At 32.3% G+C, this 21,471-nt stretch carries 20 protein-coding genes; all 20 read right to left on the bottom strand.

The genetic code is table 11. From position 1 onward, the window contains the following. Nucleotides 1–123 precede the first annotated feature (123 nt). Entirely contained in the window at nucleotides 124–1,251 is a 1,128-nt protein-coding gene (locus tag EZM65_RS12885) for an aminotransferase class I/II-fold pyridoxal phosphate-dependent enzyme (protein WP_136668963.1), read from the bottom strand. Continuing rightward, nucleotides 1,244–1,894 carry an acetyltransferase gene (locus EZM65_RS12880; protein ID WP_136668962.1) on the bottom strand — a complete coding sequence of 217 codons (651 nt, stop codon included), beginning with the start codon at nucleotides 1,892–1,894 and terminating at the stop codon, nucleotides 1,244–1,246. Before EZM65_RS12880 ends, EZM65_RS12885 begins: the two co-directional genes overlap by 8 nt. Nucleotides 1,895–1,902: 8 nt before the next feature. Beyond that, on the bottom strand, nucleotides 1,903–2,508 hold the full coding sequence (locus EZM65_RS12875; RefSeq protein ID WP_136668961.1) for a sugar transferase: 606 nt from the start codon (nucleotides 2,506–2,508) through the stop codon (nucleotides 1,903–1,905). Beyond that, entirely contained in the window at nucleotides 2,498–3,661 is a 1,164-nt protein-coding gene (locus EZM65_RS12870; protein WP_136668960.1) for a glycosyltransferase family 4 protein, read from the bottom strand. The genes EZM65_RS12875 and EZM65_RS12870 overlap by 11 nt, the downstream gene beginning before the upstream one ends. 16 nt (nucleotides 3,662–3,677) lie before the next feature. After that, nucleotides 3,678–4,751, bottom strand: coding sequence for a RimK family alpha-L-glutamate ligase (locus EZM65_RS12865; protein ID WP_136668959.1), 1,074 nt, complete (start codon nucleotides 4,749–4,751; stop codon nucleotides 3,678–3,680). 10 nt (nucleotides 4,752–4,761) lie between these two features. Beyond that, nucleotides 4,762–5,235, bottom strand: a complete 474-nt coding sequence (locus EZM65_RS12860; RefSeq protein WP_136668958.1) for a hypothetical protein — start codon at nucleotides 5,233–5,235, stop codon at nucleotides 4,762–4,764. Nucleotides 5,236–5,285: 50 nt separating this feature from the next. Further along, the gene (locus EZM65_RS12855) at nucleotides 5,286–6,452 is read right to left on the bottom strand and encodes a histidinol-phosphate transaminase (RefSeq protein WP_136668957.1); all 1,167 of its coding nucleotides are present in this window, start codon (nucleotides 6,450–6,452) and stop codon (nucleotides 5,286–5,288) included. 58 nt (nucleotides 6,453–6,510) lie between these two features. Further along, on the bottom strand, nucleotides 6,511–7,569 hold the full coding sequence (locus EZM65_RS12850) for an EpsG family protein (RefSeq protein ID WP_136668956.1): 1,059 nt from the start codon (nucleotides 7,567–7,569) through the stop codon (nucleotides 6,511–6,513). Nucleotides 7,570–7,580: 11 nt separating this feature from the next. Continuing rightward, the gene (locus tag EZM65_RS12845) at nucleotides 7,581–8,435 is read right to left on the bottom strand and encodes a glycosyltransferase family 2 protein (protein WP_136668955.1); all 855 of its coding nucleotides are present in this window, start codon (nucleotides 8,433–8,435) and stop codon (nucleotides 7,581–7,583) included. Beyond that, the gene (locus tag EZM65_RS12840; protein WP_136668954.1) at nucleotides 8,436–9,698 is read right to left on the bottom strand and encodes a glycosyltransferase family 4 protein; all 1,263 of its coding nucleotides are present in this window, start codon (nucleotides 9,696–9,698) and stop codon (nucleotides 8,436–8,438) included. 9 nt (nucleotides 9,699–9,707) lie between these two features. Next, nucleotides 9,708–10,952 carry an O-antigen translocase gene (locus tag EZM65_RS12835; protein WP_136668953.1) on the bottom strand — a complete coding sequence of 415 codons (1,245 nt, stop codon included), beginning with the start codon at nucleotides 10,950–10,952 and terminating at the stop codon, nucleotides 9,708–9,710. Then, complete coding sequence (gene rffA, locus EZM65_RS12830; protein ID WP_136668990.1) at nucleotides 10,949–12,088, bottom strand: dTDP-4-amino-4,6-dideoxygalactose transaminase; 1,140 nt, start codon at nucleotides 12,086–12,088, stop codon at nucleotides 10,949–10,951. The genes EZM65_RS12835 and rffA overlap by 4 nt, the downstream gene beginning before the upstream one ends. Beyond that, nucleotides 12,075–12,518 carry a DapH/DapD/GlmU-related protein gene (locus tag EZM65_RS12825; RefSeq protein ID WP_136668952.1) on the bottom strand — a complete coding sequence of 148 codons (444 nt, stop codon included), beginning with the start codon at nucleotides 12,516–12,518 and terminating at the stop codon, nucleotides 12,075–12,077. Before EZM65_RS12825 ends, rffA begins: the two co-directional genes overlap by 14 nt. Next, a complete protein-coding gene (rfbA, locus tag EZM65_RS12820; RefSeq protein ID WP_136668951.1) occupies nucleotides 12,519–13,394 on the bottom strand; it encodes a glucose-1-phosphate thymidylyltransferase RfbA in 876 nt (291 codons plus the stop codon). It abuts the gene before it with no gap. Between the two features lie 94 nt (nucleotides 13,395–13,488). Next, on the bottom strand, nucleotides 13,489–14,535 hold the full coding sequence (gene rfbB / locus EZM65_RS12815; RefSeq protein ID WP_136668950.1) for a dTDP-glucose 4,6-dehydratase: 1,047 nt from the start codon (nucleotides 14,533–14,535) through the stop codon (nucleotides 13,489–13,491). A gap of 4 nt (nucleotides 14,536–14,539) precedes the next feature. Next, the gene (locus EZM65_RS12810; RefSeq protein WP_136668949.1) at nucleotides 14,540–15,904 is read right to left on the bottom strand and encodes a UDP-glucose 6-dehydrogenase; all 1,365 of its coding nucleotides are present in this window, start codon (nucleotides 15,902–15,904) and stop codon (nucleotides 14,540–14,542) included. 25 nt (nucleotides 15,905–15,929) lie between these two features. After that, nucleotides 15,930–17,201 carry a nucleotide sugar dehydrogenase gene (locus tag EZM65_RS12805; RefSeq protein WP_136668948.1) on the bottom strand — a complete coding sequence of 424 codons (1,272 nt, stop codon included), beginning with the start codon at nucleotides 17,199–17,201 and terminating at the stop codon, nucleotides 15,930–15,932. A gap of 7 nt (nucleotides 17,202–17,208) precedes the next feature. Then, nucleotides 17,209–18,198 (bottom strand): SDR family oxidoreductase, encoded by a 990-nt coding sequence (locus tag EZM65_RS12800; protein ID WP_136668947.1) that lies wholly within the window; start codon nucleotides 18,196–18,198, stop codon nucleotides 17,209–17,211. Then, nucleotides 18,191–20,650, bottom strand: a complete 2,460-nt coding sequence (locus EZM65_RS12795) for a polysaccharide biosynthesis tyrosine autokinase (RefSeq protein WP_136668946.1) — start codon at nucleotides 20,648–20,650, stop codon at nucleotides 18,191–18,193. The genes EZM65_RS12800 and EZM65_RS12795 overlap by 8 nt, the downstream gene beginning before the upstream one ends. 6 nt (nucleotides 20,651–20,656) lie before the next feature. Continuing rightward, entirely contained in the window at nucleotides 20,657–21,436 is a 780-nt protein-coding gene (locus EZM65_RS12790; protein WP_136668989.1) for a polysaccharide biosynthesis/export family protein, read from the bottom strand. Nucleotides 21,437–21,471: the final 35 nt, after the last annotated feature.

Raw genomic sequence — 21,471 nt, 5'->3', positions numbered from 1 at the left:
GCGAAAATAATTCTGACAGTAACTGTGTAATATTTCTATCCCTTATATCCAATACTTAATTAAGTCAAATTTTCTTTGCAAATGTACATATCTGATTTGAATTTTCCTTTTTATTTCAACAAACTACTTAAAAAAACGTTCAAGAACTTGTTGGATTCTATTTTTTTCTTCAGTTTCCAAATTAGAACCGGATGGCAAACAAAGCCCTTTATTAAAAAGTTTTTGGGCAATCGAGCCACCATAATAAGGACAGTTTTCAAAAACAGGTTGTAAATGCATAGGCTTCCACAACGGTCTGGTTTCAATATTTTCCTTTTCAAATGCTAACCGTAAAGCCTCTCTTGTTTCATAAGAGTCTAAAATAATAGCACTTAACCAATGATTAGAAAAACAATCTTGAGAGGGTTCATTTAAAACCTTTACACCTTCAATACTTTCAAAAAAACCCATGTAAAAACGATGCATTTCTCTGCGTAGATTAACATGATCTTCCAGCACTTCCATTTGTCCCCGTCCTATACCAGCACAAATATTACTCATCCGATAATTGTATCCAATATACGAATGTTGATAGTGTGGTGCATTATCTCTGGCTTGTGTAGAAAGAAAAACGGCTTTTTCTTTTACAGACTTATCTTTTGTTACCAAAGCCCCTCCACCTGAAGTAGTGATTATTTTATTGCCATTAAACGATAAAATACTGATATCCCCTAATGTCCCACACTTCTGACCTTTATATGAACTGCCAAGTGCTTCTGCACTATCTTCTATAATTGGAATATTATATTTTTCAGAAATACTTTTAATCTCATGATGTTTATATGGCATTCCATATAAATGAACTGCAATAATTGCCTTAGGTTTTTTCCCTTTTGCAATACGATCTAATATTGCCTCCTCTAAAGCCAATGTGCAAATATTCCAAGTTTCAGGCTCACTATCAACAAAAACAGGAGTTGCTCCAACATAAACTATAGGATTCGCCGAAGCAGAAAAGGTCATACTTTGACAAATTACTTCATCTCCTTGCTTAACATCAAGAAGAATTAGAGCTAAATGCAAAGCAGCCGTTCCAGAGCTTAAGGCAGCAACATAAACATTGTCTCCAAGAAAAATTTCTAAATCACTTTCAAAACCATTAACATTTGGACCTAAGGGTGCAACCCAATTTGTATCAAATGCTTCTTGCACATATTTTTGTTCATTTCCTCCCATGTGCGGTGAGGAAAGCCATATCTTTGGATTATTCATTAGTGTGGAATTTTATAGGTTTTGCTGGAATACCAACAGCTGTACAATTTTCAGGCAAGCTTTTTGAGACTACAGCTCCAGCACCAACAATTGTTCCCTTTCCTATGTGTAATTGATTAATTATTTTTGCTCCTGTACCCACATATACACATTCTTCTATTTTTACTTCACCAGAAATGTTTACTGAAGGCATAAAAGACGAATAGGCTCCAATGGTTGTATCATGCCCAACTGTGCAAGACAAATTTAAAATGGTAAATTTTTCTATTTTGACATTACAGGTTATAATATTTCCTGCACATATAATACAACCCTGCTCAATTATAACATAATCTTTTGAAATTATAACCGAAGGATGAATAAGAGCAGGAAAAGTCAAATTGGAATTTAATAATTGATTCACCACTTTAGATTTAGTTTGCGGGTTGCCTAATGCCACGGTAACTGCAATTGAATCTTTGACAGAATTTAAATCTGCAATTCCACCTAAAACAGGATAACCATTTATGTGTGTTCCAATAGCAAAACCATCATCATAAAACCCAAGAAACTCATACTTCTTTTCAATTTCATTGATAGCATCAATAATTATTTTTACTTCACGGCCAAATCCTCCAGCCCCAACAATAACAATCTTCTCCATAATTAAAATCAATTATACCCTGTAAAAGGCTCAATAGTTGCTGAATCTGCAGCATTGATACCTTCTTTTTTTATTACTTTTAAAAAAGTCTTAAAGATGATTTTGACATCAACCAAAAACGAACAATTCTCAACATACCATACATCATAAGTAAATTTTTGGTCCCATGAAATAGCATTACGACCATTAACTTGTGCCAAACCTGTAATACCTGGCTTTACTTCGTGCCTTCTATTCTGAAAATCATTATATAGATGAACATAATCTGTCAACAATGGTCTTGGACCGACTAGACTCATATCACCCTTTAGAACATTGATTAATTGAGGGATTTCATCCAAAGAAGTCTTTCTTACAAATTTACCAATTGAAGTAAGTCTTTCTGAGTCATGAAGCAATTTACCATCTTCCCCCCTTTTATCATTCATTGTTTTAAATTTATAAATCTTAAATGTTTTGGTATTCTTACCAGGACGCTCCTGTGTAAAAAATACCTTTCCTTGATTTACAACGAATAAAAAGACAGAAATCACTATAAAAACAGGAGACAACAACAGTAATCCTATAAAGGAAAAAACAAAATCCATTATGGGTTTAATAATTCTAATATACATCTTTATCTAAACTCTGATATTCTTTCAATAATGCTTCAAAAATTACTTTACGCTCGTATTTTAATTGAATTTCAACTCTAGACTTATTAACAAAACCTCTGTAAATATCCTCGTTTTTGTAAATAAACTCCATATTCTCCAATAAAGACTTCTCATCTTTCACAGGTACAATCAAACCGTTTAAACCTTGCTTAATAATTTCATTACAACCATTTATATTTGAAACTATAGACGGAACTTTCATGGCTCCAGCTTGCAAAACAACATTAGGAAAACCTTCTCTGTAGCTTGGAAAGACCAAGACATTTGAAATACTAAAAAAAGGCCTGACATCATTTTGAAATCCAGTGTGAATTATAGAATCATGATTCAACAAAACCTTAAGTGTTTCAGGTAACAGCGGATCCAAGTCATTTTCAAAATCCCCCACCAGTAAAAGTTTGACATTTTTTTCTTTATTACTCAATAGCACAAAAGCTTTTATCAACTCGTTAATTCCTTTATCAGAAACCAAACGGCCTACAAAAATAAAAACAAAATCACTTTTTTTAATTCGCAACTCGTTCCTTAAAATATCTTTTTGAAGATCATTAAACAAATCTGGATCAAAAAAAGAGGTATCAATACCATTTGAACTCCCTTGTCCAATTATGGAAAGCTTTTCAGCTTTACAATATTGATTTTCAATCATGATTTTCTTTAAACCTAAAGAATTTGGCAAAACCTTAGTTGCACATTGACAAGTAATTTTTTCTACAATATCCAAAATCTTCCTCTTGATTCCAGTTGTTTCCAACAAAGGCAATCCTGCAACCGTATGCCATCTGTTTGGGACTCCAGCTAATTTTGACGCTATCATACCTACTAAGCCAGCTTTGGGAGTATGGGAATGAACTATAAAAGGCTTTTCTCTTTTAAGAAAAAAAAACAATTTAAATATCGCTATTAAATCCTTAAATGGAGTGATTTTACGTGTCATTTCGATATTATAACCAATAACACCTTCTTTTCCGGCATACTCTTCAAGCTTATCTTTTTCAGATGAAACAGCAATAACATCATAGTAATTACTCATGAAATTAAGCTGATCGGTCAAGAGCTTTTCAAGAGAGATTGGGACAGTCGTGATACGTACAAGTTTCTTTCTTTTCATAGCTTGCAAAAGTACGCTATAAAGAAAATTTCTTGAAATAATTGTCTGTAATTTTTTTCTTTAATTCAAAAACTATATCAACATAGGTCTTATAGTAAGCCTCTGCAATAAAAAGCTTCTTCTTATAATCCTTGTAAGGAATTGATTTATAACGTTCCGGCAAAGGAGGATTCAATTGATAGGAAGGACTTACTTCGAGTATCAAGGGTAAAGTATTTAAATTATCTTTTTCCCAGGTTATATCAAAAGCTCCAGTCGTCATTTCCATCTGCTTCATATAATCAACAAAAAGTTCTCTCCATTGCTCTGGAAACCCTCCAAAGACAGTCGAATTTCCAAAAGAAGTAGCCGTAGGCTTCCATTCATCAGTAGAATTTACCCTCCAATAAAAAGAAATCACTTCATCATTTAAAATCACTACTCTCAAATCCCGGCGCATATCAACCAATTTCTGAACAATTGTTTTTGAATGCCCCTTTTTCCAAACTTTTCCAAGATTAACAAGCAGTTCTGCTTCTGAATTTACTTTTGTAATTCCTCTGGAACCTGCAGAATGAATTTCTTTAATTAATGCAGGGTATTCGATTTTGGATAATTCAGATGGTTGGTAATTACGATTTAGTATTATCGTTTTAGGATGACTTATTTCGAGTTTTGTAAATTGCTCCTGCATAAAAGCCTTATTTTCCCAATATTCAACTTCTGAAGTTTTAGGAAAAACAATATTACCTTGGCTTTCAATCATTTTTACAGTATGGTACAATGTTGCAGAATAATTTGCCAGTTTGTATGGATTACAATTTTCGGAAACATTGTAAAAAACTCTCTTATTAATATATTTACCGATATTACTACCTACAACAATTTTGAATGGAATATCTTTTTGAGCTATGGCTTCTATTAATGCAAAATCACTTAACAAATCATTATGCTTTAGATATCTCAATAATGTTGTTATGGGATTTGTTTTAATCCAAACAATGGTGTCAGCATTTTTATCGTAGTTTTTAAACCATTTCAGAAAAGAAATTCTTATGAACAAATAGAGGAAAGCAAAAATTTTTGAAATTAATCGGTTAATAAATTTCATAGAAATCAATTTAGTGTTTATTTAATTTTAAGATTGAAAAGTAATCATAATATTTCACGTTCATTTTTTCCACTTCTTTAATTACATCATCATAAAAAAGCACTTTATCTTTTTCATGATTATAACTTAGGTCGTCAAAATAAACAACACCAAAACGCTCAGAAAGAAATTTAAGATATACTAGTTTGTCCTGGGGATTATTGGTAAGTATTAGTATTTGGGGGGCATTAAAACTTATTTTTTTTAACCATTTTTCAGTCACATTATAATCAACAATATTTCTGTTACTTAAAAACAGTATCGGCAAATCATCATAATTTTCTTTGATATATTTTATGGTACCTTCCAATGGCTCTAAGTTACTAAAATAGGCAAACCTTCCATTTTTGAAATCATTCAGGTTCTTCCATGTATCAGCGATAGTATTATCTATATCCAAAACCAGGAATTCATTTACATTACATCTTTGAGTAAAGATTCTCAATTTATTTATAAAAAAAAATTTTAAAAGAGGATTATATAAGGCTTTTATGATTAAACGCATATTATCTCTTTAATTGCTTTGATTATTTGCAGATTTTCCTCAACAGTTCGCGATGCAATCCTCACGAATTCACCATCTAAGCCTATTTTATCAGAACAATCTCTGACATAAATTCCATGATTAACTAATAAATCAAGTGTAAACTCGAATGAAGTCATTCCATTTTCAATTTCAATAAGTGCAAAATTAGCTTTAGAGGGATAAACATTAATTCCTTTTATGTTTTTCAATTCATCAAGAAACATAGAAGTATTCATAATATATTTTTTCCTTTCAACATTATATTTTTCAATAAACGTTTTTTCAGAGTACACTTTAAAAAAATAATTTGTAAGACCGGAAACATTCCAAAGGTATCCGCTTCGCAACAAAACATCTATCTTTTCACTGTTCATTACTGCATATCCTGCTCGCAACCCAGCAATACCAAAATCTTTTGACATACTTTTTACAATAATCAGATTTGAATACTTATCGGTGAGCTCTTCGGAAGTAATTTGCGATAATTCTATATCTTCATAAGCAAAATGAATAAAACTTTCATCTATGATAATATTGTTAACTTCATCCAGATTTGATATTATATAAAAGAAGTCTTCTTGCTTTAAATACCCCCCGTTGGGATTATTAGGATTTATAATTACAATAGTATCCGGCTTTTCCTTTTTTACAAATTCCACATATTTTTTTGGATCAAGAAGATACTTTTCTTCTTTTAAAAGCGGAAAATACACAATATCGATACCGTCTTTCACGAACTCGTAGTAAGATGAAAAAGTTGGCGATATTATACATATTTTATTCTGAACAAAATTATGAAGGATACCCTGAATAATTTCGATTGCTCCATTACCTACAAATATCTTTTTTTGATCGACATTGATTGCTTTCGATATATATTTTGCAATTTCTCTGTTTTGTGGAGGATAAAACTCAAGCACATCCCGTAATCTGTTGTTATCTATTAAATCCTCATGAAGAAACTTCATAAACAAATCAGTTGCATATGGATTTGATAAAAAACAAGCATCAATATTAATGACAAGCTCCGGACACTCTTTCATTATAGTATCAACACTTGGCGAATGCGTACCAGAATTATTTTTAAGCTCTTTTATTTTTTTAACAATATTGTTATCTAAACTATTTCCTGTCATACAATCAGACTTTTTCGTGCGCAAATGTATAAAAAAATATTTTCAAAAAAATATTCAATCACCTGATTGTGTTGTAAAAAAGAACAAACATGAAGACATTAAGAAAAACCAAATAAAAAGCCCCAAATCTATATTTTTTATTAGTTAGTAATGGCTCTAAAATAAACGGCAGAAAAATCCATGATAAAGCACCAATTCTGTCTGAAAAAGCAACATTAAAACTCAAGAAAAAAAAAGAACTGGAAACAAGAAAGGCTTTTAAAAAATAACCATATTTTTTTTGAGCTTCGATATCGTCAAACCTTTTTAAAAAAAAATATCCTAAAAAAGCAAAAAACATATTAAAAACCACAAAAGACAACTTGAATCCCAATTCATACTCGATCCAACCTTCATTATCAAAATATGTATCAAAACGGTTTTTAAAGATTATATTAAAAAAAGGTAAAAACTCAAGCAATGAATCAATACCTATACCTAGAAAAGACAAAACAATTGCAAGAAAAAAAATCACATAAAACAACTTATAATGAACATTTCTTTTAGCTAATAAAAAAAACAAAAAAGGCATTAAAACAGAACCATGTAAAGAAATTCCAAATATTTCTATAATGTAAGCCCTCAATTTTCTTCCTTTAAGTATAAGCACAAAAGAAACCAAAAGAAAAGGTACTGCCAATCCACTTCTTATAACATTAATTCCAAACGATTCGAAAAAGAAAAAACTGGTAAATGTAAAATACATCAAATATGTTTTTGATCTATCCCATACATAAAACAAAAAGACTAGTGATAAATTATACATTAAAGCTATTCCAACAAAAAAACCTCTTTCATTGGTAATAGCCCTGAAAATTTCAACAAGTATTGAAAATCCTAAATCTTTGGCTTCACTAATTGTATTATAACGATATTGCTCTACATACATCATTGTATCCGAACCCACAGAGTAATCTCTGAATCCGAAAACAAGAGAATAACCAAGAGCTATAACAATCCCGAATATTAAATTAATCCTTACGTTTCTTTTATTTTTAATATCATGCTCGACAGAAAAAAAAATTGCAAAAATCACAGACAGTATGTATACAAATAAATAGGAAACCTGATAATCCATAATTCAATTTTTTATTTGTCTGCCTTGACGCTATTCAATATATCCTGATAAATGACTTTTCTTTTCGGTTCAACTCCTTTGAACCTATGTCTAACTGATAAATAATCTAACCGGAAAATCTCTAAAATCCGGCAATATATGAATTTGAAATAATTCAGATACACAATTTTAAACCGGTCTGAAAATGAAAGACCATATACTTTAGCGAATTTCTTTTTACCCGGAAGTGACATTAAAAATTTATTACTGTTATTAGTACTCAGCTCCCTGTAAAAAAGCAGAGGCTCCGTAATATTCAAAAATAATGAATCATTAATTGATCTATTCCAAAGTTCAAAATCCTCAACTCTTACATAATCATCCAGATACATATGTTTTTTAAACCATTTCGTTTTAGCAAAAACGGTTGGATGAATAGGCACTTTTTCATCTAATGTATCCCTACTTGTTTTAATTACAGAAGACATTTTATAACCTAAAATATTATTCTCATCATCTATACTTACGGCATCAGAGTGAGTAACATCTGCATACGGGTTTTTCTCCAGTAACATCAGTTGTTTTTCAATTCTGTCAGGAAACATAATATCATCAGCATCCATACGAGCAAAATATTTTCCTCCAGCAAGACCAATCAATTGGTTAAGCCTGAATATCAAACCTTTATTTTCACCATCATCAATAACTCTTACCCTTGAGTCATTTTTTTCAAAACCCTTTATAATATCCAGTGAATTATCTGTCGAACCATCATTGAGAAGAATCAACTCAAAATCAGCATACGTCTGATTAAGAACCGATTGAATTGCATCTCTTAAGTATTTTTCGGAATTATAAACCGGGATTCCTATTGTTACTTTAATCATCTATAATCTATCAAAAAAACTTCTTTTTTTATTTTTAAAAAACTTCAAAACTATGAAATGTTTTACTATTGAAATAAAAAAAAGAAAATTATTAATTTTAAAATTGTCATGCCAAACCAAATTCTTTTCCAGCATTTTCAAAAACAATTCTTTTGTTTTATGGATATCAAAATCTTTAGCTCTAGTTTTTGATTCTTCACAAACCCTTGCATACTCTTCATCCGTTCCTTCATACAATTTCAATATATTATCTAAAATCCTAGTCTTTTTATAAGGCAGTTGCTTTTCTTGATATGAATAAGTACTTGTATCCTGTAAAAATCCAAAGGTAACAGCTTCATCACAATTTTCGATTCCTATTAAAGCTGGCACACCAGCTGCTGCTGCTTCTATAAGTGCAGTACCTGCACCTATAAACAGTAAAGAATCAGATATTGTTTCCTTAAATAAATCGTAATTTACTGATGGATGAAAGAAAACCTGTTTTTCAAGATTGTATTTTTGGACAATTTCTTTTAACTCGTTAAGTTTTTCTCCATTTCCATAAGAATGATAAAAAAAATTATAACCCAACTTTTTTAGCTCATGTATCACCTCAATCATAAAATAATTATAAGTTTTCCAAGCTGTCAATCTACCAATGGAAACAACACGAGTACTGCGCTTACCTAAAACAACATCTTCATAATCTGACAATTGCACACCAATAGGCGCTACTACTGAACTAACAAAACTTGGATCTATTTCTTTTGCGTAAACTTCTCTTGAAATTTCATTAAAAAATAAAATATTCTTCGAGCCTATTAATTTAAGTATTTCTAAAATTTTTTTTCCAAAATAATGGTTTGCAAAATCATTAATCAAGTATTCATTTATATGGTAAACACCTGTTGAAACAGGGATTTTAACATTAAACCTATTGATTTTCAATGCAAAAAGCAAAGAATAAGTATCAGGCGCATGTATATAATCTACTTCATGAATTACTTTTTCAAGTAATTCTTTATTTGTAATTTTAAATTGAAGTCTTAGTAATGGATGTTTGGTTTTTAAATATTTAGGAATTGTTATTAAATCATTCCAATAATAAACACTAGCGTATTTACATAATTCTGACAGCAAATCAAAATTAAAATTATCTTTTTCAGAAAAGAACAATACAGAAACTTCGTGTTTATCTTCCTTCAACTCTTTTGACAACCTTAATATTAAGGTCTCAATACCTCCTAAAGTAAATGAATTATAAACAAAAAGTAATTTCATAATTAAAGATTAAATAATTTTTTTCCAAAACAACAAACCAATAGAAAAAACGATCAAATAAGTAATTATATGAGCATAATTCGCACCAATCAATCCATAAATTGGAATTAAGAAAAAGGAAAGAGACACTAATAATATAAACAACAGAATTTCAAAAAAAACATATAGCTTAATTTTAGCTTTTAAAACTATAAAAAAACCAAAAACTAATGATAAAACCTTAAACGCATCCCCTATCGCCTGACTCAAGAGCAAATCTGAAGCTTCTAAAAAAGTTTCATTATAAAATATTTTAATCAATAAATCTCTAAATAAATACACTATTCCTATGTATAATAACAATAATGGAACCAATATTTGATAAGCTTTAAAGATAATTTTTTTTAACTCAACCTTATCGATCGTTCTCCCCAATTCCGGCAAATAAAAATTAACCATTACCACATTTAAAAACATCAATCCGGCCTCAGAAAGTTTTGTCGCTGCCTGCCAGATACCTACATCAGACCATCCATAATTTTTATATATAAAATCTCTAATAAAAATTTGAGTGGCTGGCAACAAAAGAGAAGAAACCAACATCATAAATGAATATTTCAAGAGCTCTTTAACTTTCGCTTTTTGAACAAAACTCAATTTATTTATATATACATGCTTTCTTAAATTCATTAAATAAAACACAAGCATAATTATGCCTGGTGAAACTGCGAACCAGACCAAACCAAACATTGCGCCTACGAGATCCCAAAAATATACTAGTCCAAGCAAACCCATTATACCAATAATTGACGATATAATTTGAATTTTTGAGAATAGAATATTCTTTTGCATTCCATTCAAATATCCGCCAATTATTATTGTAAAAATATTTAAGTACTGGAACAACCCTATTAATAAAATTACATAAAAGTACTCCTCACTTTTAAACAACAAATTAGATATGGTTTTTGAAAAAAGAAAACAGGCTGACATTAAAAGCAGGGAGAAAAAAAATCCAATCCAAAAACCTGCTGTCACATATTCATTTTTATTTTCTTGATCATCATGATAAGTTGAAATTTTACTGATGATTCCATTAGTGATACCGCCACCTGCAATTGTATTCATAATAACCATAAAGCTCATGAATTGTCCTAGTTTGCCAAAACCTGCGGTTCCGATAAAATACACAATCACTTTAACTCCAAGTGCTCCAAGTAAAACTTTAACTAAAGTGGAAACTCCCAGTGAAGAACCGGACTTTAATAATTTCATTTTTTAATATAAAATTTGGTAATTTCACCACATATAAATTCTACATTTTCATTTGTCAAATCAAAATATAAAGGCAAACGAATTAATCTATCGGCAAAATTATCTGTATTCACCAAGTTATAAGCTGCGACGTCGGGATATTCATTAGAATAATACGGACTTTTATGCAAACTTAAATAATGAAACACAGCCAAGACGCCGCTTTGTTTTAAATGATTGATCAACCCTGTACGCTCTTCCAGATCATTAGTTACCAAATAAAACATATGGGCATTGTTTGAAGCAAATTCAGGAATATGAGGCAAACCTATATTAAACTCATCACATAACTTATTTAAAGAACTATAATACAGTGACCAAATCTCTTTTCTTCTCTCTTGAATCATTTCCAGATTTTCCAATTGCGCCCATAGAAAAGCTGCTATTGTCTCAGCAGGTAAAAAGGAAGAACCAATATCAACCCAACCATACTTATCTACTTCCCCCCTAAAAAAAGAAGATCTGTTTGTCCCCTTTTCCCAAATAATCTCAGCCCTTTCAACAAATCTATCATCATTTACTGCTAATAATCCGCCTTCGCCGGCAATGATATTTTTTGTTTCATGAAAACTAAATGCTGCCAAATGACCTATACTCCCTAAAGCTTTGCCGTTATAATAACTATCAACAGCCTGAGCGGCATCTTCTACAACAAAAAGATTATATTTGTCAGCTAATGCCATCAATTTATCCATATCACATGCTACACCAGCATAATGAACAGGCACTATTGCTTTAGTTTTAGGCGTGATAAATGATTCTATCAAATCTATATCCATATTGGGGTTTTGAGAATTTGAATCGATAAAAATCACTTTCGCCCCTCTCAATATAAATGCATTGGCTGTACTAACAAATGTATAGGATGGCATGATAACCTCATCACCTGGTTGAATATCAATCAGAATCGCTGCCATTTCAAGTGCATCAGTACAAGATGTAGTTAATAAAGCTTTTTTAATTTGAAATTTACTTTCAAAATACTCTTGGCATAATTTAGTATATTTCCCATTACCCGAAAGCTTTCCAGCATTAACCGCATCATAAATATAGTGCGTTTCTTTCCCAGTTAAATAGGGCTTGTTAAATGGTATTATCATCAGCAGTCCAATTTAAATAATTAGTTTCAATATTTTTTTTTATTTCAGCTGGTATACCCGCTACTAAACTAAAGGGAGGAATTATTGTGTTTGCTTTAACAACTGAACCTGCTGCTATTATTGAATGATGTCCAATTTTACAACCTTTCAATACAACAGCATTAGTTCCTATGTATACATTATTTTCAATAACAACTGGTGCGTGTTCTATTTCATTGAAAACCCTACTTGTAAGACATCTCTTTACGGTATCATGTGAAACAATTTGTGCACCTGAAGAAATATTAACACCTTTACCAATAAAAACTTTATCATATTCTCCATCAACAACGCAAAAAGGGCCTATCCAAACATCCTCTTCAATAGTTACATTACCTTTTTCAAGTCCTCGTATCCAAGCTAATGGATTATATTTATTTTCAAACATTTATAAAAGCATTAATTTTTTCAAATACTCTGCATAGGAACTTTTACCAAGTCCTTCCGCACATTTTTTAAACTCTTCTTTTGAGATAAATCCTTTACGATATGCAACTTCTTCGATACAGGCAATTTTAAGTCCTGTACGTTTTTCTACCGCTTTTACAAATTCGGTAGCTTCCGTTAAGGATTCATGAGTGCCGGTATCCAGCCAGGCAAAACCTCTTCCCATTAATTGCAGGTTTAATTTTCCCTGCTCTAAATATTCCTGGTTTACTGTAGTAATTTCCAACTCGCCTCTGTGGGAAGGTTTCACATTTTTAGCAATTTCTACGACTGAATTTGGATAAAAATACAGACCAACAACCGCAAAACTTGACTTAGGTTCGAGTGGTTTTTCTTCAATTGACAATACTTTTCCATTATCATCAAATTCGGCAACGCCATAGCGCTCCGGGTCATCCACATAATATCCAAAAACTGTTGCTTCTTTTTTATTTGTAACTATATCTGCCGCATTTGACAACAAATTCTGAAGTCCGGCTCCATAGAAAATGTTATCTCCAAGGATTAAACATACATCATCATCACCAATGAATTCTTCACCTAAAATAAAAGCCTGTGCCAAACCATCCGGAGAAGGTTGTTCGACATATGACAATTTTAAACCAATCTGACTCCCATCTCCAAATAATCGTTTGAAGTTTGGTAAGTCATGAGGTGTTGATATAATAAGTATCTCTTTGATTCCCGCCAGCATCAAAACAGACAGCGGATAATAAATCATAGGTTTATCATATATTGGCAACAATTGTTTTGACACTACTTGAGTTAGTGGATGCAAACGCGTTCCCGAACCTCCTGCTAAAATTATTCCTTTCATTTTTTAGATTTTTAGACTTCTTAGATTTTAGACTTTTTAGATTTAGAAATCGAAATGAAATCTGACATTCTAAGAAATCTAAGGTCTAAGCGGTCTATTGATATTGTTTTTCGTAATAATTTTGATATTCACCCGAAGTAACATTATTTAACCATTCCGTATTGGCTAAGTACCAGTCGATGGTTTGCTCCAAACCTCCTTCAAAAGTTACTGAAGGTTTCCAGCCTAATTCTTTATTGATTTTAGAGGCATCAATTGCATATCGCAAATCATGACCTGGTCTGTCTTTTACAAAAGTGATCAATTGAGCTGACTCCCCTTTTTCACGGACTAATTTTTGATCCATTTTTTCACATAATAAACGGACTAAATCAATATTTTTCCATTCATTAAACCCACCAATATTATACGTTTCATGGTTTTTCCCTTCATGAAAAACCAAATCGATTGCAACCGCATGATCTTTTACAAACAACCAGTCACGGGTATAGTTTCCATCTCCATAAACAGGAAGTGGCTTTTTATTGATTATGTTATTGATAAATAATGGGATTAATTTTTCCGGAAAATGAAAAGGCCCGTAATTATTTGAACAGTTGGTAAGCACATATGGTAAACCATAAGTCTCTCCATAAGCCCTTACAAAGTGGTCGGAACTTGCTTTTGAAGCCGAATAAGGTGAATTAGGATCATAGGATGTTGTTTCTGTAAACAATCCTGTTTCTCCAAGAGAACCGTAAACCTCATCCGTTGAAATATGATAGAAACGCTTACCTTCAAAATTGTCTTTCCAAATCTTTTTAAAGGCATTCAATAAATTAACAGTACCAATAATATTCGTTTTAACAAATGCCAAAGGGTCAGTTATTGAACGGTCAACATGCGACTCTGCTGCTAAATGCAATACGCCGTCAAATTTATATTTATCGAAAATATCATTAATAAAAACCTCATCAACTATATCTCCTTTCAAAAATGTATAATTAGGCTCGCTTTGAATATCTTTTATATTCTCCAGATTACCGGCATACGTCAAGGCATCCAAATTATAAATATGATAATCCGGATATTTTGTTACAAAAAGTCTGACTACATGGGAACCAATGAAGCCGGCACCGCCTGTAATTAATATTTTCTTCATAGTATTATTCATTTGATGATCCTACAGCAGTATAAACAAAACCGATTTCTTTCATTTTTTGTTTGTCCAGAATATTTCTTCCGTCAAAAACAAAAGCAGGTTTTAACATACTGTCATAAATTTTCTGCCAGTCATATTCTTTGAATTCATCCCATTCCGTTAAAACTGCTATGGCATGCGCTCCCTGACAAGCTTCATAAGAATCACTTTCCACAGTTATATATTCAAAAGACGAACCTAAATCCATTTTTATTTGGCTGGTTTCCACTTTTGGATCATATATTGAAATTTTAGCTTCTTCAGCAATTAAATCTTTCGCTACATCTATAGCCGCTGATTCACGGGTATCATTAGTGTCTTTTTTAAATGCCCAGCCCAGCATTGTAATTTTTTTACCGGATACAGTATTATAAAGTGTTTTTACAATATTTTTTGCAAAACGGCTTTTCTGATGGTTATTCATTATAACAACCTGTTCCCAATAGTCTGCCACTTCGTTCAAACCATACGATTTAGCGATATAAACCAAATTTAGAATGTCTTTTTGAAAACATGAACCTCCGAAACCTACAGAGGATTTTAAAAATTTAGGTCCGATACGGCTGTCCATACCTATGGCACGGGCTACTTCATTAACATCGGCTCCTGTTTTTTCACACAGTTCCGAAATTGCGTTGATAGAAGATACGCGTTGTGCCAAAAAAGCATTAGCCGTTAGTTTTGATAATTCTGAAGACCATACATTTGTAGTTAAAACCCTTTCGCGGGGTACCCAAGTTGCATAAATATCAACTAAAGATTGAATAGCTACTTCATTCTCTCCACCGATTAACACTCTGTCTGGATTATGCAGATCCTGAACAGCGGTTCCTTCAGCCAAAAATTCAGGATTAGACAAAATATGGAAATTAACCCCATTACCTGTATTATCCAGAATACTTTTTAAAGCTTCTGCAGTACGTACCGGCAAAGTCGATTTTTCAACAACAATTTTATCGTTTTTAGCAACCCTTGCTATTTGTCGGGCACAAAGCTCAATATATTTTAAATCGGCGGCCATTCCCTTTCCGGCACCATACATTTTTGTAGGCGTGTTAACCGAAATAAAAATCATATCAGCCTCATCAATTGCCTTATCAACTTCGGTAGAAAAAAACAGATTTCTTCCACGTGCTTCGGCTACCACTTCATCCAAACCGGGTTCGTAAACAGGTAACTTTGCCACATCTTCATCATTCCATGCAGCTATTCTAGCCTCATTTAAATCAACAACAGTTACTTTTACATCCGGGCATTTTTGTGCAATTACCGCCATTGTAGGCCCACCTACATAACCCGCACCTATACAGCAAATATTTTTAATTTTCATTTTATAAACTTAAGAACTGGCAAATTTACAGTTTTCCATCGACATTAACATTCAAAATTCCTTTAACATCATAAAGAATGGACTTCTCCTTTTGTAAAGATTTAAAATCCATATTTAAAAATTCGTTATGTGCGACTCCTAACACTACAGCATCAAAAGATGCTTCAGGTAATACAGTCTCTGCCTTTAATTTATATTCATGCTCAACCTCAGCAGTATTTACCCAAGGATCATAAACCACTACTTCAATACCATAATCTTTTAAAGCTGCTATTACATCAACAATTTTAGTATTTCTCACATCCGGACAATTCTCCTTAAAAGCAATACCTAACATAAGAACACGGGCTCCGCTTATAGTGATTCCTTTTTTAATCATTAGTTTAACAACCTGTGAAGCAACATACTCTCCCATACTATCGTTAAGCTTCCTACCTGCCAGTATAATTTCAGGATGATACCCTTTCTCCTGTGCTTTTTGAGCCAGATAATAAGGATCTACACCAATACAATGCCCTCCTACAAGCCCCGGTTTGAATGGTAAAAAGTTCCATTTTGTACCTGCTGCTTTAAGAACATCCTGTGTATCAATACCTAATAAATTAAATATCTTAGACAATTCATTAACGAATGCGATATTAATATCTCTTTGTGAGTTTTCAATTACTTTAGCCGCTTCTGCCACTTTGATTGTTGGAGCAAGATGAGTTCCTGCGGTAATAACAGATTTATAAAGTGTATCAACCTTAAATCCTATTTCTTTTGTGGAACCAGAGGTGATTTTCAATATTTTTTCAACCGTATGTTCTTTATCACCCGGATTAATTCTTTCTGGAGAATAACCCGCAAAGAAATCGGTATTAAACTTTAATCCGCTTACACGTTCTAAAACAGGAACACAATCCTCTTCTGTTGCACCTGGATAAACGGTTGATTCGTAAATAACGATATCATTCTTTTTTAAAACCTTACCAACTGTTTCACTAGCTTTATACAAAGGTGTCAAATCCGGCTTGTTATGTTTGTCAACTGGTGTAGGAACTGTAACAATGTAGTAATTACAATCTTTTATATCTTCCAGCGAAGTAGAACAATACAAACCAACGCTTTGGTTATTTTCTTTTTTTAAAACAGACGTTAAAAGTTCTTTACTCACTTCAAGAGTAAAGTCATTTCCCTGATTTAATTCATCAACTCTAGTTTGATTAATATCAAATCCTACAACATTATATTTTTCTGCAAACAATCTTGCTAATGGCAATCCTACATAACCAAGTCCAATTACACCTATCTTCATTATATTTTTAATCTTTTAATTCTAAATTTCCCCAATACCATTTAACAGCTTCTTTAAGTCCATCACGAAGCGAAAATTGAGGTTTATATCCTAATACACCTTTTGCTTTGTCTATACTTGCTAAAGAATGTGGTATATCTCCTGCCCTATTGGGTCCGTATTCAATTTCTACATTAGCAATTTCAGGATCAAAACTCGCCAATTCTGTCTTCAAAACAGATATCAAATCATTCAATGTGGTTCTTTCACCAAAAGCAGTATTAAAAACCGAATTGAAAGCTTTAGGATTGTCTGTCAGCATTGCCAATTCATTCATTTGAATAACATTATCTATGTATGTAAAATCTCTCGAATAATTGCCATCCCCATTTATAACCGGGCTCTCATGCTTCATAAACTGCATGACAAACTTCGGAATTACAGCGGCATATGCACCGTTTGGATCCTGCTTTCTTCCGAATACATTAAAGTACCTCAAACCAATAGTTTCCATTCCGTAAGTTTTACCGAATATTTCTGCGTAAAGCTCATTTACATATTTTGTGATTGCGTATGGCGACAATGGTTTTCCTATAATTTCTTCCACTTTAGGCAAATTTTCAGAATCACCATAAGTAGAAGAACTGGCAGCATATACAAACCTTTTTACACCAGCCTCTTTTGCTGACCAAAGCATATTTAAAAAACCGTTAACATTCACTTCATTTGAAGTCAAAGGATCTTTTAAAGATCGGGGCACTGATCCCAAAGCGGCCTGATGTAAAATATAATCTACTCCTTCAACAGCATTTTTACAAACTTCAATATCCCTTATATCGCCATCAATAAGCCTAAAATTATCTAATCCTATCAAATGTTCAATATTCTTCTTATGACCGGTTGCAAAATTATCCAAACATACTACACGGTATCCTTTATATAAAAAATACTCGCATAAATTAGAACCTATAAAACCCGCTCCCCCTGTGATTAATATTTTTTTATCGTAATCAACCATGCTTTTTAAATACTTTATTGATAATTTTTTGCCAATTATTTAAAGGCTTCTCAACCTCCAGATAACCTTCACCATAAGCTCCATAACCGTAGCCGTAGCCATAACCATAACCATAGCCGTATTTTGCTTTATTTTGATAACCGTTAAAAACGATACTTAAATTTTTAAGCTCGCCTTTTTTATGTTTATCATTTACTATACGAAGCATTTCTTTTTTAGTAACACTCTGTCTTACAACATAAATAGAAGCATCACAATATGGTGTCAGTTCCAATGCGTCGGCAACTAACCCTATAGGTGGTGTATCCAGAATAATGTAATCATATTTTTCTTTCAGCTCGCCAAGTAATTTCCCCATTGAATCGCTTAAAATAAGCTCTGATGGATTAGGCGGTATAGGTCCGGAACTGATTAAATCCAGAAACGGCACTTGTGTTTTACTAATAATTTCATCCAAAGATTTTTGTCCTATTAAATAATTTACAACGCCGACATTATTGTCTAGGTTAAAATCCTGGAAAATTTTTGGTTTACGTAAATCCAATCCCACAATAACAGTTTTCTTTTCACTCAATGCAAAAACTGATGCTATATTGATAGAACAAAATGTTTTCCCTTCACCACTGATAGAAGACGTTACCATTAAAGTTTTAGACCCGGTATGCTCCTGCTTTTTATATAAAAACTGCAGTGAAGAGCGGATTGCACGGAAACTTTCCGCCAGAGGCGATTTTGGTTTTTCAAAAACAGCCAGATTGGTTTTTACATGCTTAACACCTAAAACACCTAACAAAGGAATATTTGTCAGTCGGGTAACATCTTCAACATTATTTACAGAATTATCCAAAAGTGTCATTATAAATAAAATCACAATTGGAATCAGGACACCAATAAACAATGCCAGAATATAATTCACACTTGTTTTAGGCCCCATCAAGCCTCCCCCAATATCTTTGGCCGGATCAATAAACTGTATATCCGAAAGATTGGCGGCTTTAACAATATCTGCTTCACTTCTTTTCTCAAGAAAACTATTGTAAATATTTTTGTTTAAATCATACTTACGGTTGATTTTAACTAATTCCTGCTGTTGTTCCGGAAGTTTTCTAATTGCATATTCCGCCTGACCTATTTTTCTGTTTACAGCACCCAAATCATAACTGATTGATCTTTTTACCGACTCAATATTTTCCAGCAAAACTTTTTTAAGGGCTTCCATCTGGGCATCAAAATCCTTGAATTTTTTATCATTTTTCAAGGTATATGACAATTCAGCTCTTTCAGCTGAAAGCTGTGTTAATTTTGAAACATTCGCAACAATATTAGGATCATCTATTCCTGCCACAGAAGGAGCAGGAAGTTTGGAAAAATCGTCATTTTTAATTAAATAATTTTTTAAAGTATTATAATAGCCTATTTTTCTATTGATTAAATCTTTTTCAACATCATATTCTGTTAACTGACTGGTATATTTTTCACCTCCTACCTCTACTTCAAAAATATTTTTCCCTCTTGAGAAATCTTTCAGCTCATTTTCAGTATCCTTTAACTGTGATTCCATTGCAACCAGAGTACTATCTATAAAATCAATAGTATTTTGTGCAAATTGATTTTTAGCCTGAAGCTGACTTTTCATCAGATAATTTACTGTTCCATTCAAATAATCCACCATTCTGGGCTTATTTGTACCCTGCATGCTCAGTCTTAAAATTGCCGATGCTTTAGCATCACTTTCTACATCAACACCCTGATATCTGGCAACAGTGCCATTAAAATCAGAAAATTTTACTATATACTTCCCTCCTTCATAAAATCCTGGATTTTCACTCAGTTTCAATTTTAAATTAAGAAAAGGCAATTCAATATTTTGTCCTATTCTATACTTTTTTACAAAAACTCCCAGCGGAACAGATACATAACTCTCTTTATCATTAGAATAATTGTACAGTCTGGCTTTATTTTCTTCAAAATTAACTGTTAATGAAAATATATCTTTATCAAGGAAAGTAATTTCCAGATGCTTCCCGGTTAATTGAGGATAATTCACATTAGGTTCCACTACAAAAGGAGTCATGCCGTACACATCTTCAAGATTGTATTTTCCCTGCTGAAAATACTCAACATAATACTGCAAATTCCTGACTACCTTTTCATTATGCGATCGTGATTTTAAAGTACTGATTAATGTCTGAACCTGATCTGATGTCCCTCCCCAGTTAAATACCAAACTTGTGTTTGAAGTAAAAAAAGGATTGCTTTCTTCTTTATAAGCTACAGTTGTAGCAATACCGTAAATTTTTTGCTTCCTGATATTAACCTGATAGGCTATTGTAAAGGTGATAAGCAAACAGATTACAATTAGGTACCAATAACCAATTATTTTATTGATAAATCCCTTAAAATCAAAGGTATTTTGAGATTCAAGAAAATTAAAATCTTTTATATCCAACATTATCAGTTACTTTTTAATCAATAAAAACGTAGTCAAAACTAAGGATAAAACACTCACTATCGTTGTAAATGACTGTAATCCGGTAATTCCAACTCCCCAGCTTTTTTGTTTTATCGGTTTTATATAAATGTAATCATTAGGCTGTACGTAATAATAGGGCGATTTCATCAAATCTATATTGGTCACATCAACATTATGTATTTCTGTTCCATGGGGAAACTGACGTATAATCATCACATCTTTTCTGTCACCCGTTATAAGTATGTCGCCACTGTTTGCTATGGCCTCCAGCAAGGTCACTTTGTCCTGCATCAGCGTTTTAGTCCCGGGCGATCTTATTTCACCATTAACCGTATAACGCAGACCTGCCAGTTTTGCAATAACAAAAATGTCTGCTTCCTTATGAAAATAATCCGCCAATAATTGTTTTTCAACCTTTTGACGAAGCTCGTCCAAAGTCAGACCTATTACCGGCATTTCACCCAAAACAGGTATCCTTATATTTCCGTGATCATCAACAGTATAGCCATCAAAATATAATCCTTCAGCAGAAACACCCTGTGACTGTGAAGCTGAAATATTAAACATTTCAACCAGTTTGGAATCCAGTGCTTTAATTTTTATCGAAACCACATCATTTATCTGTATTCTGTACGGTTTTTGAACTACTTGTTCCACCGTGGCTGTATTTTTATCACCCTGTAAATAAACTATATCTTTTTTAGGGACACAAGAAGTTACTAAAAGCATCAGGAAAATGCATAGAAAACTATATATTTTGTTCATTTTGAATTTGGTTACTGAAAAACAAATATAGTTCT

It is taken from the genome of Flavobacterium sp. H122, from assembly GCF_004959765.1.
GTDB lineage: Bacteria > Bacteroidota > Bacteroidia > Flavobacteriales > Flavobacteriaceae > Flavobacterium.
The sequence above is the reverse complement of the archived record's forward strand: the minus strand, read 5'-3'. Positions and strand labels throughout refer to the sequence as shown.

Excerpts from the sequence above, each read along its gene's own strand:
- EZM65_RS12840 (WP_136668954.1), bottom strand. The coding sequence starts at position 9,698 with ATGAAATTACTTTTTGTTTATAATTCATTTACTTTAGGAGGTATTGAG.
- rfbB (WP_136668950.1), bottom strand. The coding sequence starts at position 14,535 with ATGAAGAAAATATTAATTACAGGCGGTGCCGGCTTCATTGGTTCCCAT.
- EZM65_RS12825 (WP_136668952.1), bottom strand. The coding sequence starts at position 12,518 with ATGTTTGAAAATAAATATAATCCATTAGCTTGGATACGAGGACTTGAA.
- EZM65_RS12875 (WP_136668961.1), bottom strand. The coding sequence starts at position 2,508 with ATGTATATTAGAATTATTAAACCCATAATGGATTTTGTTTTTTCCTTT.
- EZM65_RS12885 (WP_136668963.1), bottom strand. The coding sequence starts at position 1,251 with ATGAATAATCCAAAGATATGGCTTTCCTCACCGCACATGGGAGGAAAT.
- EZM65_RS12800 (WP_136668947.1), bottom strand. The coding sequence starts at position 18,198 with ATGGTTGATTACGATAAAAAAATATTAATCACAGGGGGAGCGGGTTTT.
- EZM65_RS12835 (WP_136668953.1), bottom strand. The coding sequence starts at position 10,952 with ATGAAATTATTAAAGTCCGGTTCTTCACTGGGAGTTTCCACTTTAGTT.
- EZM65_RS12795 (WP_136668946.1), bottom strand. The coding sequence starts at position 20,650 with ATGTTGGATATAAAAGATTTTAATTTTCTTGAATCTCAAAATACCTTT.
- EZM65_RS12790 (WP_136668989.1), bottom strand. The coding sequence starts at position 21,436 with ATGAACAAAATATATAGTTTTCTATGCATTTTCCTGATGCTTTTAGTA.
- EZM65_RS12855 (WP_136668957.1), bottom strand. The coding sequence starts at position 6,452 with ATGACAGGAAATAGTTTAGATAACAATATTGTTAAAAAAATAAAAGAG.
- EZM65_RS12805 (WP_136668948.1), bottom strand. The coding sequence starts at position 17,201 with ATGAAGATAGGTGTAATTGGACTTGGTTATGTAGGATTGCCATTAGCA.
- EZM65_RS12880 (WP_136668962.1), bottom strand. The coding sequence starts at position 1,894 with ATGGAGAAGATTGTTATTGTTGGGGCTGGAGGATTTGGCCGTGAAGTA.
- EZM65_RS12865 (WP_136668959.1), bottom strand. The coding sequence starts at position 4,751 with ATGAAATTTATTAACCGATTAATTTCAAAAATTTTTGCTTTCCTCTAT.
- EZM65_RS12870 (WP_136668960.1), bottom strand. The coding sequence starts at position 3,661 with ATGAAAAGAAAGAAACTTGTACGTATCACGACTGTCCCAATCTCTCTT.
- rfbA (WP_136668951.1), bottom strand. The coding sequence starts at position 13,394 with ATGAAAGGAATAATTTTAGCAGGAGGTTCGGGAACGCGTTTGCATCCA.
- EZM65_RS12850 (WP_136668956.1), bottom strand. The coding sequence starts at position 7,569 with ATGGATTATCAGGTTTCCTATTTATTTGTATACATACTGTCTGTGATT.
- EZM65_RS12845 (WP_136668955.1), bottom strand. The coding sequence starts at position 8,435 with ATGATTAAAGTAACAATAGGAATCCCGGTTTATAATTCCGAAAAATAC.
- EZM65_RS12810 (WP_136668949.1), bottom strand. The coding sequence starts at position 15,904 with ATGAAAATTAAAAATATTTGCTGTATAGGTGCGGGTTATGTAGGTGGG.